This window comes from Streptomyces roseoviridis (genome assembly GCF_039535235.1).
In the GTDB taxonomy this organism is placed as follows: domain Bacteria; phylum Actinomycetota; class Actinomycetes; order Streptomycetales; family Streptomycetaceae; genus Streptomyces; species Streptomyces roseoviridis.
The window spans coordinates 2581446-2596507 of sequence record NZ_BAAAWU010000001.1 but is presented as its reverse complement, the minus strand read 5'-3'; the positions used below and the strand labels follow the sequence as shown (position 1 = coordinate 2596507).

The 15062-nt window shown below is 73.7% G+C and carries 17 protein-coding genes; 10 read left to right on the top strand and 7 right to left on the bottom strand.

Going from position 1 to position 15062, the window contains the following annotated elements:
- Positions 1-8 precede the first annotated feature (8 nt).
- The 3 genes from mshB to ABD954_RS11490 all read left to right on the top strand — a co-directional run bounded on the left by mshB (position 9) and on the right by ABD954_RS11490 (position 3495).
- The gene (gene mshB, locus ABD954_RS11500) at positions 9-929 is read left to right on the top strand and encodes an N-acetyl-1-D-myo-inositol-2-amino-2-deoxy-alpha-D-glucopyranoside deacetylase (RefSeq protein ID WP_345485824.1); all 921 of its coding nucleotides are present in this window, start codon (positions 9-11) and stop codon (positions 927-929) included.
- Positions 926-1306 carry a DUF6113 family protein gene (locus tag ABD954_RS11495; protein ID WP_382745858.1) on the top strand — a complete coding sequence of 127 codons (381 nt, stop codon included), beginning with the start codon at positions 926-928 and terminating at the stop codon, positions 1304-1306. The genes mshB and ABD954_RS11495 overlap by 4 nt, the downstream gene beginning before the upstream one ends.
- 173 nt (positions 1307-1479) lie before the next feature.
- Positions 1480-3495 (top strand): peptidoglycan binding domain-containing protein, encoded by a 2016-nt coding sequence (locus ABD954_RS11490; RefSeq protein WP_345485823.1) that lies wholly within the window; start codon positions 1480-1482, stop codon positions 3493-3495.
- 244 nt (positions 3496-3739) lie between these two features.
- Here the strand turns inward: ABD954_RS11490 and ABD954_RS11485 are convergent, their stop codons facing one another.
- Entirely contained in the window at positions 3740-4579 is an 840-nt protein-coding gene (locus ABD954_RS11485; protein ID WP_345485822.1) for a transglutaminase family protein, read from the bottom strand.
- Complete coding sequence (locus ABD954_RS11480; RefSeq protein ID WP_345485821.1) at positions 4576-5577, bottom strand: GNAT family N-acetyltransferase; 1002 nt, start codon at positions 5575-5577, stop codon at positions 4576-4578. The genes ABD954_RS11485 and ABD954_RS11480 overlap by 4 nt, the downstream gene beginning before the upstream one ends.
- 112 nt (positions 5578-5689) lie before the next feature.
- Between ABD954_RS11480 and fdxA the strand changes: the two genes are divergently transcribed.
- Positions 5690-6010: a ferredoxin gene (gene fdxA, locus ABD954_RS11475; RefSeq protein ID WP_010474859.1), complete on the top strand. Its 321-nt coding sequence runs from the start codon at positions 5690-5692 to the stop codon at positions 6008-6010.
- A 77-nt stretch (positions 6011-6087) separates the two neighbouring features.
- Complete coding sequence (gene dapC, locus ABD954_RS11470) at positions 6088-7182, top strand: succinyldiaminopimelate transaminase (RefSeq protein WP_345485820.1); 1095 nt, start codon at positions 6088-6090, stop codon at positions 7180-7182.
- Between the two features lie 97 nt (positions 7183-7279).
- Here dapC and ABD954_RS11465 read toward each other — a convergent pair whose 3' ends face one another.
- Both ABD954_RS11465 and ABD954_RS11460 read right to left on the bottom strand, forming a co-directional pair.
- Positions 7280-7675 carry an ATP-binding protein gene (locus ABD954_RS11465; RefSeq protein WP_345485819.1) on the bottom strand — a complete coding sequence of 132 codons (396 nt, stop codon included), beginning with the start codon at positions 7673-7675 and terminating at the stop codon, positions 7280-7282.
- A gap of 317 nt (positions 7676-7992) precedes the next feature.
- Positions 7993-8943, bottom strand: a complete 951-nt coding sequence (locus ABD954_RS11460; protein ID WP_345485818.1) for a VldE C-terminal domain-containing protein — start codon at positions 8941-8943, stop codon at positions 7993-7995.
- 29 nt (positions 8944-8972) lie between these two features.
- On the opposite strand from ABD954_RS11460, the gene dapE reads away from it, so the two are divergent.
- Together dapE and ABD954_RS11450 are read left to right on the top strand one after the other, a co-directional pair.
- A complete protein-coding gene (gene dapE, locus ABD954_RS11455; RefSeq protein ID WP_345485817.1) occupies positions 8973-10079 on the top strand; it encodes a succinyl-diaminopimelate desuccinylase in 1107 nt (368 codons plus the stop codon).
- Between the two features lie 84 nt (positions 10080-10163).
- A complete protein-coding gene (locus tag ABD954_RS11450; protein ID WP_345485816.1) occupies positions 10164-10913 on the top strand; it encodes an LOG family protein in 750 nt (249 codons plus the stop codon).
- A gap of 87 nt (positions 10914-11000) precedes the next feature.
- On the opposite strand, the gene folP is transcribed toward ABD954_RS11450, so the two are convergent.
- Entirely contained in the window at positions 11001-11861 is an 861-nt protein-coding gene (gene folP, locus ABD954_RS11445) for a dihydropteroate synthase (protein WP_345485815.1), read from the bottom strand.
- 112 nt (positions 11862-11973) lie between these two features.
- Here folP and ABD954_RS11440 point away from each other — a divergent pair, with 112 nt between their 5' ends.
- Positions 11974-12294: a DivIVA domain-containing protein gene (locus ABD954_RS11440; protein WP_345485814.1), complete on the top strand. Its 321-nt coding sequence runs from the start codon at positions 11974-11976 to the stop codon at positions 12292-12294.
- Positions 12291-12881 carry a DNA-3-methyladenine glycosylase I gene (locus ABD954_RS11435; protein ID WP_345485813.1) on the top strand — a complete coding sequence of 197 codons (591 nt, stop codon included), beginning with the start codon at positions 12291-12293 and terminating at the stop codon, positions 12879-12881. The genes ABD954_RS11440 and ABD954_RS11435 overlap by 4 nt, the downstream gene beginning before the upstream one ends.
- 21 nt (positions 12882-12902) lie before the next feature.
- Here ABD954_RS11435 and chcB read toward each other — a convergent pair whose 3' ends face one another.
- Positions 12903-13706 (bottom strand): 2-cyclohexenylcarbonyl CoA isomerase, encoded by an 804-nt coding sequence (chcB, locus tag ABD954_RS11430; protein ID WP_345485812.1) that lies wholly within the window; start codon positions 13704-13706, stop codon positions 12903-12905.
- A 279-nt stretch (positions 13707-13985) separates the two neighbouring features.
- Between chcB and ABD954_RS11425 the strand changes: the two genes are divergently transcribed.
- The gene (locus ABD954_RS11425; RefSeq protein ID WP_006346801.1) at positions 13986-14153 is read left to right on the top strand and encodes a DUF3117 domain-containing protein; all 168 of its coding nucleotides are present in this window, start codon (positions 13986-13988) and stop codon (positions 14151-14153) included.
- A 117-nt stretch (positions 14154-14270) separates the two neighbouring features.
- On the opposite strand, the gene ABD954_RS11420 is transcribed toward ABD954_RS11425, so the two are convergent.
- Positions 14271-14885 carry an O-methyltransferase gene (locus tag ABD954_RS11420; RefSeq protein ID WP_382745863.1) on the bottom strand — a complete coding sequence of 205 codons (615 nt, stop codon included), beginning with the start codon at positions 14883-14885 and terminating at the stop codon, positions 14271-14273.
- Positions 14886-15062 lie beyond the last annotated feature (177 nt).

Here is a 15062-nt window from a genome sequence, read left to right as displayed (position 1 = left end):
GTGGGGCCATGACGGATCTCCCCGCCCGTCGTCTGCTCCTCGTGCACGCGCACCCGGACGACGAGTCGATCAACAACGGCGTCACCATGGCCCGGTACGCGGCCGAGGGCGCCCTCGTGACCCTGGTGACCTGCACCCTGGGCGAGGAGGGCGAGGTCATCCCGCCCGAGCTCGCCCACCTCGCGCCGGACCGGGAGGACCGGCTCGGCGAGCACCGCGTCGGCGAACTCGCCGCCGCCATGAAGGAGCTGGGCGTCACCGACCACCGCTTCCTCGGCGGCCCCGGCCGCTTCCGCGACTCCGGGATGATGGGCGTCGAGCAGAACCGCCGTGAAGGCGCCTTCTGGAACACCGACGTCGACGCCGCCGCCCCCCACCTCGTCGCCGTGATCCGCGAGACCCGTCCGCAGGTCCTCGTCACCTACGACCCCGACGGCGGCTACGGCCACCCCGACCACATCCAGGCCCACCGCGTCGCCATGCGGGCCGCAGAGCTCGCCGCCGACCCCGCGTACCGGCCCGACCTCGGCCCCGCCCACACGATCGCCAAGATCTACTGGAACCGGGTCCCGCGCTCCGTCGCCGAGGCCGGATTCGCGCGCCTGCGCGCCGAAGGCTCGGTCTTCCCCGCGGACGCGCAGATCGGCGACGTCCCCGGGGTCGTCGACGACTCCCGCATCACCGCCGAGATCGCGGGCGAGAGCGCCGACGGCAGCGAGGAGGGCGGCCCGGCGTCGTACGCGGCCCGCAAGGCCGCCGCCATGCGCGCCCACGTCACCCAGGTCGCCGTCGACGGCGCCTCCTTCGCCCTCTCCAACAACCTGGGCCAGCCCCTCTTCACCACCGAGTACTACGAGCTCGTCCAGGGCACGCCCGGCGCGCCCGCGGGCGAACGCGAGACCGACCTCTTCGCAGGAGTCGCCGAGTGACCGCGCATCAGCACGCCGACCCGCTGCCCGCCCCGGGCGTCCGCTACGTCTGGTACGGGGCGCTCTTCGTCCTCGGAGCCCTCGTCGGCACCGCCGGCTCGCTGGTCCAGGCGGCCTGGATGCCCGGGGGACTGTTCCTGGCGCTGCTCGCCTCCGCCGGCCTCTTCCACGGCGGCCTGCGCGCCACCGGCACCCAGGTCGGCGTCGCCGCGGCGGGCGGCGGCTGGCTCGTCGCCATCGTGCTGCTCAGCCTCGGACGCCCCGAGGGTGACGGTCTGTTCGGCGGCGGCCTCGGCGAGATGGTCTACCTCCTCGGCGGCATGGCCGTCGCTGTGATGTGCGCCACGATGAGCCGGCTGCCCCGACCGACCCCGTAGCAGGGCGACTTGACGCCATCCTGTCTTGACTTCGGCCGGATTGCCCATGGCGGATCCACGCCGGGTCGGGTGCGGATCGGCGACGGCCAGTATGGTGGTGCGCGCCGCCGACCGCCCGGATCACCACGAGCATCAGCAAGAGCGGGCGGCGGAGCCAACCGGGAGATCCTGCTTTGAGTCGTGAAACTGGTCGAGAGACTGACAGTTCGTCCTCCGGCGCCCAGCCGCGCGGCGCGGCGGCGTACCCCTCGGGCACTCCGCCGTACGGCCTGCGCGGAGGCCAGGACGCCGCCCACGAGGAGGCGGGCCGCCCCGCATCGCCGGAGGAGCCGAAGACCGAGACCACGCTGACCACCCGGATCCGGATCAACATCCCGGGTTCGCGTCCCATCCCGCCCGTGGTCGTCCGCAAGCCGGTCGGCGACACCCAGGCCGGAGCCGAGGCGCAGGGCCAGGGACCGGCCGCCGAGCCGCCCCGGCCCGCCCCGGCGCCCGCCCCCGCCCCGGCCCCCGCGCCGGAGCCCCCGGCCACGCCCGAGCCGGCGGCGGCCGAGGAGAAGACCAGCGACTGGTTCGCGCCGCGGAAGACGTCCGCGCCCAAGCCCGCCCCGGCGCCGTCGCCCGCCCCCGCTCCGGCCGCCCCGGTCACGGGCCCCGCCCCGTCGGCGCCCGCGCCGGCCGCTCCGTCCGCCCCGGCCACCGGCTTCGCCGGCTCCGCCGCGGACGGCGTCCCGTCGGCCTCCACCACCCAGAGCATGCCGGTCGTCACCCCGCTCAGCGGCGGCGCCGGCCACACTCCCGCCGCGGGAGTCCCCCGCTACGACGGTCCCGCGGCCCCCCCCAACCCGCTCTACGACAGCGGCCCCGGTCACACTCCGGCCGCCGGCACGCCCGTCGTCGACGCCGCCGGCGCCCCCGTCGGGCCGACCACCGGACCCGTCACCGGCACCAGCCCGGTCGTCGGCCCCTCCCACCCGCGCGGCGCCGCTCCGCGCGCCTCGGCGGCGCCCCCCATGTCCGACGACACCGCGATCCTCACCCCGCAGCCCCCGGCCCCCGCGCCGGGCCCGATCGGCGGCGGCCACGTCTCGGGCGCCACGCTCACCAGCGGGATGCCCGTCGTCCCGCCGTCCGGACCGGACCCGGCGCGCCGAGGCCCCGAGCGCGACCAGGACGTCGCCCCGGCCCCGGCCCCGGCCCCGGCCCCGAGGCCCGCTCCGGCGTCCACGGCCAAGCCCGTGAAGAAGCGTTCCAAGCTGGTCCTCGCCTGCGTCGGCGTCGTCGGCCTCGCCGGTGTCGCCTACGGCGCCGGACTGCTCCTCAACCACTCCGACGTCCCCAAGGGCACCACCGTCCTCGGCGTCGACATCGGCGGCGGTACGAAGGAGGAGGCCGTCACCCGGCTGGAGGCGGAGCTCGGCAAGCGCGCCCACGCCCCGCTCCAGCTCAGCGTCGGCGGCAGGAAGACCGAACTGGCCCCCGACAAGGCGGGCCTCGCGCTGGACGCGCAGGAGACCGTGCGCGCCGCCGCCGGCAGCGACTACAACCCCGTCTCCGTCATCGGCTCCCTCTTCGGCGGCGAGCGCGTCGCCCAGCCGGTCTTCCCGGTCGACGAGGAGAAGCTGGGCGTCGCCCTCACCGACCTGGCCGGCACCTCCGGTTCGGTCACCGAGGGCACCATCGTCTTCTCCCCGGGCAAGGTCACCGCGGTCGAGGGCAAGCCGGGCAAGGGCCTGGACGTCCAGCGCTCGATGATCGCGGTCAAGGACGCGTACCGCGCCCAGGTCGAGACCGGCCGCTCCAAGGTCGTCGAACTGCCCGTCGTCACCCGGCAGCCGACCATCACCAAGGCCGAGCTGGACCGGGCGATGGAGGAGTTCGCCGAGCCCGCCATGTCCGGCATCATCACCATCAAGGCCGGGTCCAAGCAGATCGACTTCGGCCCCGCGCGGTCCCTGCCGAAGATCCTCTCCATGAAGGCCGTCGACGGCCGCCTGGTGGAGGTCTACGACAAGAAGGCCATCGAGGAACTCCTCGACGGCGTCTTCGACGGCATCATGATCACCAAGGCCGACGGCACCCGGCACGAGGTCTCCGCCGACGACGTCGCCTTCGTGATGCGCGACGCCCTGCGCGGGAAGACCAAGGCCGAGCGCACGAAGGCGATCGACCTGAGCGGCGAGGGCTGACGGCCCGACGCCCTCCGAGCGACCGAGGAGCCCCGCCCGCGACGACCGGGCGGGGCTCCGCGCGTGTCCGCGCCCGCCCGTGCCCTCGGCCCGGACCGGCCTGGGGGAGGACCGCACGGGGCCCCGCTGGTCACCGCTCCCTCGGGGGTGCCCTCGGCCCGGCCTGGGGAGGAGCTCACCGGGGCCCGGCTGGTCACCGCTCCTTCGCGGGTGCCGTCGGACCGGCCCGGGAGGGCAGGGCCGGCTAGTTCAGCAGTGCGCGGGCCGCCTTCGCCTTGCGGCGGATGGTCTCGGCCGCGCTCGGCTCCACCGCGTCCATCACGGTCGCGTACGCCTCCATCTCCGCCGCTCCCGTCAGGAAGTCCCCGCGCTGGACGAGCAGCTCCGCGCGCTCGTAGCGCAGGCGGGCCGGATGGGAGGGGAGCAGCAGCGACAGTTCCACGGCCCACAGGGCGACGTCGGAGCGCTCGGGGCGGGCGGACGCCCAGGCGCGGATGTTGTTGAGGATGCGCAGCACGATCGCCGCCGGTGTGGCGGGGCGCAGCATCGACGGGTCGAGGGCCTCGCCGGTGGCACCCGCGACCAGGAGTTCCGCGTCGGCGGCGGTCATCGGACGGCCGCCGGCGAAGGGGTCGGCGAGGTGGAGGTCCCCCGGGTCGCCGAAGCCGACGACGAAGTGGCCGGGCAGGCCGAGGCCGTAGACGGGGGCGCCGGCCCGGCGGGCGACCTCGATCCACACCACGGACAGCAGGATCGGCAGTCCGCGCCGGCGCCGCAGCACCTCGTGGAGCAGCGAGGACTCCAGGCGCTGGTAGTCGGCGGGCACGCCGAGGAAGCCCTCGCGGCGGCCGAGTAGCTCGGCGAGCGCCGTGACCCACGCGTCGGCGCCGCCGCGCGCCCCGTAGGGCAGCAGGCCGGCGAGCCGGTCCAGTTCGATCTCCGCGGCGTCCAGGTCCGCCTGGGTCACCGCGGGGTCGGCCACCGCGCCGACGAGGAGGCAGAGCCGGGCGAGGTCGGGCCGCTCGGACCTGGCCTCCTCCGCGAACTCCCGCCGCCAGTCGGTCACGTCGCCTGCGTCGGTCACGCGTCCGTCCAGCGGTAGTGGTGGTAGTGGTGGTGCACGGTGAAGCCCATTCCGTCGTACAGCGCCCGGGCGCCGTCGTTGTCCGACTCCACCTGGAGCCAGGCGGCCGAGGCGCCCTCGTCCAGGGCCCGGCGGGCGAGCGCGGTCATGACGGCCGTCGCCAGGCCGCCGCGCCGCCGGGCGGGGTCGACCTCCACGGCCATGAAGCCGGCCCAGCGGCCGTCGACGACACAGCGGCCGATCGCAGCCGGTACGTCTTCCGTGCCCGGTATGGAGGCGAACCACACACTCGGGCCGCTGCCGAGGACCTTCACCACGTGCGGGCCGGGTTCGCCGAAGCGCTGGTAGCGGCGCAGCCAGGTCTCGTCGGCGGAGCGCGAGAGCCGGACGGCGGTCACGTCGGCGTCGAGGTCCCCGAGCGGGGCGAGCGGGGCGGTCCGCAGTTCGGCCGTGATCTCGCGGACCCATCCGAGCCGCTCCAGGTCGGCGCAGAGCAGCTCCTGGGTGCCCTCGGCGCCCGTCGACGCCTGGACGTACGCGGGCAGTCCGCGGGTCGCGTACCACTCCCGTACGCGTTCCAGGGCGGCGTCCACCGGAAGTCCCGGATCACCGAGCGGGAGCACCGAGTTGGCCCGCCGGGTGAATCCGGCGGCGGCGCGCAGGGTCCACTCGCCGAGGGGTTCGCTCTCCAGCGGCTGCCACGCGTGCGCGGCGGCGCGGGCGAGCTCGGTGAAGCCGGCGGAGGGGCCGCGCCGACGGGCCGGGGCGGCGGGGACGACCTTGCCGGCGGCGAGCGACGCTTCCGCGATCCGGACGGCCTCGCCGGTCCGGCGTGTGATCAGCAGCACACCCTTGTCCCATGATGTGAGAACCCCGACCGCGTCGGTGAATCTCGCGCCCGCCGCACCCGGGTCCGTCACGTACCGAACTGAGACACGTTTTCCCACGTCAGCAGCGGTAATGCGGACCTCGAGGCGTCCTCCACCGGTGAATTCCACAGCTTCTGAGCCCCTCCTGTTCGGATCGTCCCCAAGAACGGAGATACTAGGGGCGGGCATCGACGACACCGCGCTCCCGCGCAGACCAGCCCTATCGAGGAGGAACGACAGCGTGACCTACGTCATCGCGCAGCCTTGTGTCGACGTCAAGGACAAGGCGTGCATCGAGGAGTGCCCCGTCGACTGCATCTACGAGGGCCAGCGGTCCTTGTACATCCACCCGGACGAATGCGTCGACTGTGGGGCCTGTGAGCCGGTCTGCCCGGTCGAGGCGATCTTCTACGAGGACGACACTCCGGAGGAGTGGAAGGACTACTACAAGGCGAACGTCGAGTTCTTCGACGAGCTCGGCTCGCCCGGTGGTGCCTCCAAGCTCGGCCTGATCGAGCGCGACCACCCCTTCATCGCCGCCCTGCCGCCGCAGAACGGCTGATCATTCGCCTTCGGTCCCGTACGGCCTCACCGCTGTACGGGACCGACGCGTATCCGTACGTACGAGGAGCACAAACCGTGAGCGCAGTCTCTTCGCGCCTGCCCGTCTTCCCCTGGGACAAGCTGGAGCCGTACAAGCAGACGGCGGCGACCCACCCGGACGGCATCGTCGACCTGTCCGTGGGCACGCCCGTGGACCCGGTCCCCGCGCTGATCCAGGACGCCCTGGTCGCGGCGGCGGACTCGCCGGGATATCCCACGGTGTGGGGCACGAAGGAGCTGCGGGACGCGCTCACCGGCTGGTGCGAGCGGCGGCTGGGCGCCACCGGCTTCGCGCACGAGAACGTGCTGCCGGTGGTGGGCTCCAAGGAGCTGGTGGCCTGGCTGCCGACGCAGCTCGGCCTGGGCCCGGGCGACAAGGTGGCCTACCCGCGGCTCGCCTACCCGACCTACGAGGTCGGCGCGCGGCTGTGCGGCGCGGAGCCCGTCGTCTACGACGACCCGACCCGGCTCGACCCGGCGGGGCTGAAGCTGCTGTGGCTGAACTCGCCGTCCAACCCGACCGGCCGGGTCCTCGGCAAGGACGAGCTGCGGCGGATCGTGGCGTGGGCGCGCGAGCACGGCGTGCTGGTGTTCTCCGACGAGTGCTACCTGGAGCTGGGCTGGGAGGCCGACCCGGTCTCGGTGCTGCACCCGGACGTCTGCGGCCGCTCGTACGAGGGCGTCGTCGCCGTCCACTCCCTGTCCAAGCGGTCCAACCTGGCGGGCTACCGGGCGGCGTTCGTCGCGGGCGACGCGGCCGTCCTCGGCGAGCTGCTGCGGATCCGCAAGCACGGCGGCATGATGACCGCCGCCCCGGTGCAGGCCGCCACGGTCGCGGCCCTCGGCGACGACACGCACGTGACCGAGCAGCGGGCCCGCTACGCGGCCCGGCGGGCCGCCCTGCGCGGGGCCCTTCAGGCGCACGGCTTCCGGATCGAGCACAGCGAGGCCAGCCTCTACCTGTGGGCGACCCGGGACGAGCCGTGCTGGGACACGGTGGCGTACCTGGCGGAGAAGGGCATCCTGGTGGCGCCCGGCGACTTCTACGGGGAGGCCGGCGGGCGGTTCGTGCGGGTGGCGTTCACGGCGACGGACGAGCGGGTGGAGGCTGCGGTCAAGCGCCTGGGGTGATCTCGAATCCCCTTGTCGGGAGCCGTCGGTCGTCCACCGACGGACCGAAGGCCCGGGGGACGGTGCTCCCCGGGCCTTCGGCGTGTGCGGCGGGAGGTCAGCCGCCGATCGGCAGGCCGCCCATCAGTCCGGCGCCGGGCAGCGCGCCGGTGTTGGGGAGGCCGCCCAGGGCGTCCGCGGCCGGGGCCTCGGCGGACTCGGTGGCCGCGCCCGCGGTCTGGCCGAGCGTGTCGGCCGCACCGGCCGGGTCGCTCGCGAGCTGCTGGGCCGCCGGGGCGGCCTTGCCGCCGGTCTCGCCGACGACGCCGGTCGCGGTGTCGAGGGTCGAGTCCGCCGCGGTGGTGTCCAGGGCGCTCAGGCCGGGCAGGCCGCCGGCCGGGGCGAGGGAGTGGTCCAGCGCGCTCGCGGAGCCGGCCGCACCGACCACGGGGGCTGCTCCGGCCGCGACGATCAGGGCGGCACGGGCGATCCGACGGGTCAGGGGGAGGGACATGGTGCTCCTTCGACGGAGAGGACGTTGACGCGCTGACAACCGCCCCCGGGGCGGGGGAGGTTGCGGAGGCCGAAGGTAAAGACTGGGTAATGCGCCGTACGGGCGGGCGGGGAGGAAAGCGGACGAACACGCCCATGAGGCAAGGGTTGGCGAACCGTCACTTCCCTTGCGCCGCAAGGTCCTTGCGGTGACATGACAGCCCGCTGAAAAGGTGACCGCAGAGCTTCGCGCCACACCGACCCCATGACACTTCCGGGTGACGGCTCGCACGGCTGCCCACCGGGCCCCGGGTGCCGCCGCGAGGACCGGGCGCGGGACTAGCGCGCCAGCCGGATCCGTACCGTCGAGCCGTCCGTGCCGCGCGGCCCGTCCCCGCCCGCCCGCTCCCACTCGCCCGAGGCGTCGTCGGCGACCCACACCCGGTCCCCGTACGCCACCTCCGCGATGCGCAGCTCGTCCGCCCGCGCCACCGCCCATTGCGCCAGCTCCCAGCCGCGCCGCTCGCGCGCCCCCCGGGAGTCCCGCACCGGCACCGAGAGCTCCACCGCCGGGGCCGCGCCGCCCGCGTTCGCGCCGGCCGCTCCGGCCCCCTTCGCCGCCTGCTCGGGTGTCGTCTCCTCGCCGAAGGCCCGCACCAGCTCCGCGCGCACCCGCGCCGGATCGCCCGGCCGGCCCTCCCGCACGTCCGCCGTGCACGTCAGCGAGGCCGCCGACCGGCCGGTCAGCGCCGCCGAGAGCAGGGCCGCGTCCGGCTCGTGCTTCGCGTACGCCTGCGGGAAACCGCTGCGCTGCACCTTCTGCGCGGCCACCGTCAACGGCAGCCGCGAATACCCGGGGACCTTCTCCAGGCCCTCGTAGAACTTCGCCGAGGAGTACACCGGGTCCAGGATCTGCTCCGGCGTCCCCCAGCCCTGCGAGGGCCGCTGCTGGAACAGGCCGAGCGAGTCCCGGTCGCCGTGCTCGATGTTGCGCAGCGCCGACTCCTGGAGCGCCGTGGCGAGCGCGATCGTGACCGCGCGCTCCGGCAGCCCGCGGCCGGTGCCCACGGCCGCGATCGTGGCCGCGTTGGACGCCTGCTCCGGGGTGAACTCGTAGCGGTTCGCCCCGCTCCCGACGCTGCACCGGGGAGCGCCCTTGCTGCCCGTGACGTAGTGCACCGCCACGTAGGCGACCAGGCCGAGGAGCACGGCGAACGCCGCCACGAGCCGGGCGGGACGACCGCGGCGGGCGGGACGGGGAGGACGGCTGGGCTCGGACACGCGCCCCACCGTACTGGAGGCCGCGTTAGGGTCGGCACATGGCTGACACCGCTCCTCTCAGTGCCCCGCTGAACGCCTCCCTGGACCTCTCGCTCGACGGCGCCGCGCTGACCGCCGCCCTGGTCGACTTCCCCTCCGTCAGTGGAACCGAGAAGCCGCTCGCCGACGCGATCGAGCGGGCCCTGCGCGCCCTGCCGCACCTCACCGTCGACCGCCACGGCAACAACGTCGTGGCCCGCACGAACCTCGGCCGCGCCGAGCGGGTCGTCCTCGCCGGGCACATCGACACGGTCCCGATCGCCGACAACGTGCCCTCCCGGCTCGACGAGAACGGCGTCCTGTGGGGCTGCGGCACCTCCGACATGAAGTCGGGCGTCGCCGTCCAGCTGCGGATCGCGGCCACCGTGCCCGAGCCCAACCGCGACCTCACCTTCGTCTTCTACGACAACGAGGAGGTCGCCGCCCACCTCAACGGCCTCGGCAAGATCGCCGAGGCCCACCCCGACTGGCTCACCGGCGACTTCGCCGTCCTGCTCGAACCCTCCGACGGCCAGGTCGAGGGCGGCTGCCAGGGCACTCTGCGGGTCAAGCTGCGCACCCAGGGCGAGCGGGCCCACTCCGCGCGCTCCTGGATGGGCTCCAACGCCATCCACGCCGCCGCCCCGATCCTCGACCGCCTCGCCGCCTACGAGCCGCGCAGGCCCGTCATCGACGGCCTGGAGTACCACGAGGGCCTCAACGCGGTCGGCATCGAGGGCGGCGTCGCCACCAACGTCATCCCCGACGAGTGCGTCGTCACCGTCAATTACCGCTACGCCCCCGACCTCTCCCCGGAGCAGGCCGTCGCCCACGTGCGGGAGGTGTTCGCGGACTGCGGCGTCGCCGAGTTCGTCATCGACGACGAGAGCGGCGGCGCGCTGCCCGGTCTGTCCCACCCGGCCGCCGCGGCGTTCATGAAGGCGGTCGGCGGCAGCGCCCACCCCAAGTTCGGCTGGACCGACGTCGCCCGCTTCAGCGCGCTCGGCGTCCCGGCCGTCAACTACGGTCCCGGCGACCCGCTGTACGCCCACAAGCGCGACGAGCACGTGCACGTCGAGCGCATCCACCACTGCGAGGCACGTCTCCGCGACTGGCTGACCGAGTGATTCCCGTAATTTCGCTTTTCTTCACCTCTGTGGTCCTACCCTGACCGGACCGGAAGATCAGTGGAACGGTGAAAGGAGCGGGCCATGGGCGTACCCGAGGAGCCGAGGAAGCCGGAGGAGCAGCGACTGGGACCGGTGCTCAGGCGCCGTGAGCAGATCCAGCCCGGCACCACGGACCAGCGTCTGCTCGACACCGAGGGCGACTCGGAGTGGGTGCACACCGACCCCTGGCGGGTCATGCGCATCCAGTCCGAGTTCGTCGAGGGCTTCGGCGCCCTCGCCGAACTGCCGAGCGCGATCAGCGTCTTCGGCTCGGCACGCACCAAGCCGGACTCGCCCGAGTACGAGGCGGGCGTCCGCCTCGGCCGCGCGCTGGTGGAGGCCGGCTTCGCGGTGATCACGGGCGGCGGCCCCGGCGCCATGGAGGCGGCGAACAAGGGCGCCCGGGAGGCCAAGGGCGTCTCGGTCGGCCTCGGTATCGAGCTCCCCTTCGAGCAGGGCCTCAACCCGCACGTCGACATCGGCGTGAACTTCCGCTACTTCTTCGTCCGCAAGACGATGTTCGTGAAGTACGCGCAGGGCTTCGTCGTCCTGCCCGGCGGCCTGGGCACCCTCGACGAGCTCTTCGAGGCACTGACCCTGGTCCAGACCCGCAAGGTCACCCGCTTCCCGATCGTCCTGTTCGGCACGGAGTACTGGAAGGGCCTCGTCGACTGGCTGCGCGACTCGGTCGTCGCGGGCGGCAAGGCGTCCGAGCACGACCTGCTGCTCTTCCACGTGACGGACGACGTGGACGAGGCGGTCACCCTGGTGACGAAGGAGGTCGGCCGCTGAGGGGTGCGGGCGGGGGCGCCGCCGCTCGGCGCCCCCGCCCGCGGCAGCGCCCGACGCGGGCCCGGCCGCCCGCGTGCGCCCGACCGCCTACGCGAGTCCGCGTCGCGCCACGGCCGGGGGACGGTGGCCCGCGATGGACGCCACCATGTCGAGCACCTGCTTCGTCTCGGCCACCTCGTGCACCCGGTACACCCGCGCCCCGAGCCACGCCGAGACCGCCGTCGTCGCCAGCGTCCCGAGGACCCGCTCCTTCACCGGCCGGTCCAGCGTCTCGCCCACGAAGTCCTTGTTGGACAGCGAGACGAGCACCGGCCAGCCGGTCTCCGTCATCTCGCCGAGCCGCCGGGTCGCCTCCAGGCTGTGCCGGGTGTTCTTCCCGAAGTCGTGCCCCGGGTCGATCATGATCCCGTCGCGCCGCACGCCGAGCGCGACCGCCCGCTCCGCGAGGCCCACCGTCACCCGCAGGATGTCGGCCATCACGTCCTCGTACGCGGTCCGGTGCGGCCGCGTCCGCGGCTCCGCACCGCCCGCGTGGGTGCACACGATCCCCGCGCCGTACTTCGCGGCGACCTCCGCGAGCCGCGGGTCGACCCCGCCCCACGCGTCGTTGAGGAGGTCCGCGCCCGCCTCGCACACGGCCTCGCCCACGTCCGCCCGCCAGGTGTCCACGCTGATCACCACGTCCGGGTGGCGCCGGCGGACCTCGGCCACGAAGCCGACCGTGCGCCGCGCCTCCTCCTCGGCGGTGACCTCCTCGCCGGGGCCCGCCTTGACCCCGCCGATGTCGACGATCGCCGCGCCCTCGGCCACGGCCTGCTCGACCCGGTCGAGCGCCGGCTCGTCCCGGAAGGTCGCCCCCTGGTCGTAGAAGGAGTCCGGGGTCCGGTTCACGATCGCCATGATCACCGGCTCGTGGGGCCCGAATTCACGCCGTCCCAAGCGCAGCATCCCTTATGTCCTCCCTCGCGGCCGGTCGCCTGCGTCGTCTGCGACCCTAACTGTCCGTGCCGCATGGCACGATCGGCACGGGACGTTTTCCGAGGACCGGGAGAGGCACGCTGTGTTCTGGTTTCTGCTGATCACGATGGTCGTGGTCGTCGCGGCGGTCACCCTGGCGGTGGTCGGCGGCGGCGACAGCGAGGTGCTGCCCGAGGTGGCCCCCGAGCAACTGATCGACCCGCTCCCCGCGACCCGCCCGGTCGGCCAGGCCGACATCGAGGCGCTGCGGCTCCCCGTCGCCGCCCGGGGCTACCGGATGGCGGACGTGGACGACGTCCTCGACCGGCTGGCCGCCGAGCTCGCCGAGCGGGACGCCCGGATCGCGGACCTGGAGGCGGCCCTCGCGGGCGCCGGGCCCAGGGCCGAGGAGGACGGCGCGTGAGCGACGGCAGGGCGGTCGCGGGGCCGGACGGCCTGCCGCGCTGCCCGTGGGGCCTGTCGGCCGAGGACTACGTGGCCTACCACGACGAGGAGTGGGGCCGCCCGGTCCACGGCGACGACGCGCTGTTCGAGCGGCTGTGCCTGGAGGCGTTCCAGTCCGGCCTGTCGTGGATCACGATCCTGCGCCGCCGCGAGGGCTTCCGGAAGGCGTTCGCGGGCTTCCGCATCGCCGAGGTGGCCCGGTTCACCGACACCGACCGGGAGCGGCTGCTCGCCGACGAGCGGATCATCCGCAACCGGGCCAAGATCGACGCCACCCTCGCCAACGCCAAGGTGCTCGCGGAGTGGGAGCCGGGCGAGCTCGACGCCCTGATCTGGTCGTACGCCCCCGACCCGGCGACCCGCCCGGCGCCGGCCGCGACCGGTGAGGTCCCGGCGGTGACGGACGAGTCGACGGCCCTGTCCAAGGCCCTCAAGCAGCGCGGCCTGCGCTTCATCGGCCCGACGACGGCCTACGCCCTGATGCAGGCGTGCGGTCTGGTCGACGACCACGTCGCCGGCTGTTTCGCCCGCGGCGCCGGGCGCTGACCCGCCCGGGTCCACGGGCTCCTAGCGGCCGAGGTACTTCGGCTTCTCCTTGGCGATGAAGGCCTGCACGGCGATCGTGTGGTCCTGCGACGCGCCGGCCTTCGTCTGGAGTTCGTCCTCCTTCTCCAGGGACTCGGCGAGCGAGCGGTCAGCGCCGTACGCCAGGGACTCCTTCAGGGCCGCGTAGGCGACGGTCGGGCCCTCGGCGAGCTTGCGGGCCACCTTCGCGGCCTCCTCGGCGAGCGCGTCCGCCGGGACCAGCCGGTTCACGATGCCCAGCTCGTACGCCTCCTGGGCGCTGATCGAGCGGGGGAAGAGCAGCAGGTCGGCGGCGCGGCTGCGGCCGATCAGCCGGGGCAGGGTCCAGGACATGCCGGAGTCGGCGGTGAGGGCCACGCCGGCGAAGGAGGTGTTGAAGGAGGCGGTGTCGGCGACCACCCGGTAGTCGGCCGCGAGGGCGAAGCCGAAGCCGGCGCCGGCGGCGACCCCGTTCACAGCCGCGACGACCGGCTTGGGCATCCCGGCGAGCGCCCGGACGATCGGGTTGTAGTGGTCCCGGACCGTGTTCATGGTGCTGCTGGTGCCGGATTCCTGGTCCTGGAGCAGCAGGCCGACGTGCTCTTTCAGATCCTGGCCCACGCAGAACGCGCGGTCGCCCGCCGCGGTGAGCAGCACCGCCCGTACGGCCGGGTCGGCGGCCGCGGACTCGGCGGCGTCGCGCAGGGCGACCTTCGCCGCCACGTTCATCGCGTTCATGGCCTCCGGGCGGTTGAGCGTGATGGTGGCGAGCCCGTCGCTCACCTCGTACAGCACCGTGTCGGCCATCGTGTGGTCCCTTCGCGTCTGCGCTCTTCTGACGAGCTCAGCATGGCGGAGATCACCCCCGCCGCACATGTGAGCTGCGTCAAAGAATCACCGGCCCCCAGCGGACGAGCGGCGGCGAAGTATCGCAGGTGGATCGGCGAAATGTATGGCTTTGTGAAAGCGCGTTGCGGAAGCGATGCCACCTGATGTTGGTCATCGGGTCCTCTGATGCGGGATAATGACCTGGAAGCAATCGTGTTCGATGCTGACGATGAGCTGGTTTCAGGAAGGGGAACGAGCATGGCGGCCATGAAGCCGCGGACGGGTGACGGCCCGCTCGAGGTGACCAAGGAGGGGCGGGGCATCGTCATGCGCGTTCCGCTCGAAGGCGGCGGCCGGCTCGTCGTCGAGCTGACCCCGGACGAGGCCGAGGCGCTCGGTGACGCCCTGAAGCAGGTCGTCGGCTGACACTTCCTTGTCACGTTTTTCTGCTTCTGCCCCGGTACGGTACCCACCGCACCGGGGCAGCGGTGCATCGGAGGGCCGATACGGGATCACGGAAGCCGTGCACCGGACGGGCGCCGCTCAGGCGCCCCGGCGCACCGCGCACAGCAGGCCGTCGCCCACCGGCAGCAGCGTCGGCAGCAGCTCCCGGCTCTCCCGCACCGTCCGCAGCAGCTCGCGTATCCGCTGCACCTCGGCCGGCTGGGCCGCCGAGTCCACGGTGCGGCCGTCGGCGAAGACGCCTTCGAAGCAGACGAGGCCGCCCGGCCGCAGCAGGCGCAACGATTCAGCGAGATAGTCCAGGAGCTCCAGCCGGTCGCCGTCGCAGAACACGAGGTCGTAACCGCCGTCCGCGAGCCGGGGCAGCACGTCGAGCGCCCGGCCCGGGATGAACCGCGCCCGGTTGCCCGCGAAACCCGCCGCGCGGAACGCCGCCTTGGCGTGCGCCTGCCGCTCCGGCTCCACGTCCACGGTGGTCAGCACCCCGTCGGGACGCATCCCGAGGAGCAGATAGATCCCCGACACGCCGGTGCCCGTACCGATCTCCGCCACCGCCTTGGCGTCCGCCGTCGCCGCGAGGAGCCGCAGGGCCGCACCGGTGCCCGGCGAGACCGAGGGCACTCCCGCCTCCCGGGCCCGTTCGCGGGCCCAGCGCAGCGCTTCGTCCTCGGCGACAAAGGCGTCGGCGAACGCCAAGCTCGTCTGCCGGTTGGCGGTAATGGCCCTCTCCTGTTCCCGTCGTGGACGCCGTAGTTGACGCAGGCGTCGACTGTATCCGCTGCGCGCGGGAACCCGCAGATGGGACCGCGCGTTCATAGGGACAGGAAGCGAGGCGGGTCAGCGGCACGGGCCGACCCCAAATTCGCGTAAAGA

Bases quoted from the DNA above. Each gene is read 5' to 3' on its own strand.
- mshB (WP_345485824.1), top strand. From the start codon at position 9: ATGACGGATCTCCCCGCCCGTCGTCTGCTCCTCGTGCACGCGCACCCG.
- ABD954_RS11465 (WP_345485819.1), bottom strand. From the start codon at position 7,675: ATGTCCCTCCCCCTGACCCGTCGGATCGCCCGTGCCGCCCTGATCGTC.
- dapE (WP_345485817.1), top strand. From the start codon at position 8,973: ATGGCTGACACCGCTCCTCTCAGTGCCCCGCTGAACGCCTCCCTGGAC.
- ABD954_RS11450 (WP_345485816.1), top strand. From the start codon at position 10,164: ATGGGCGTACCCGAGGAGCCGAGGAAGCCGGAGGAGCAGCGACTGGGA.
- folP (WP_345485815.1), bottom strand. From the start codon at position 11,861: ATGCTGCGCTTGGGACGGCGTGAATTCGGGCCCCACGAGCCGGTGATC.
- chcB (WP_345485812.1), bottom strand. From the start codon at position 13,706: ATGGCCGACACGGTGCTGTACGAGGTGAGCGACGGGCTCGCCACCATC.
- ABD954_RS11425 (WP_006346801.1), top strand. From the start codon at position 13,986: ATGGCGGCCATGAAGCCGCGGACGGGTGACGGCCCGCTCGAGGTGACC.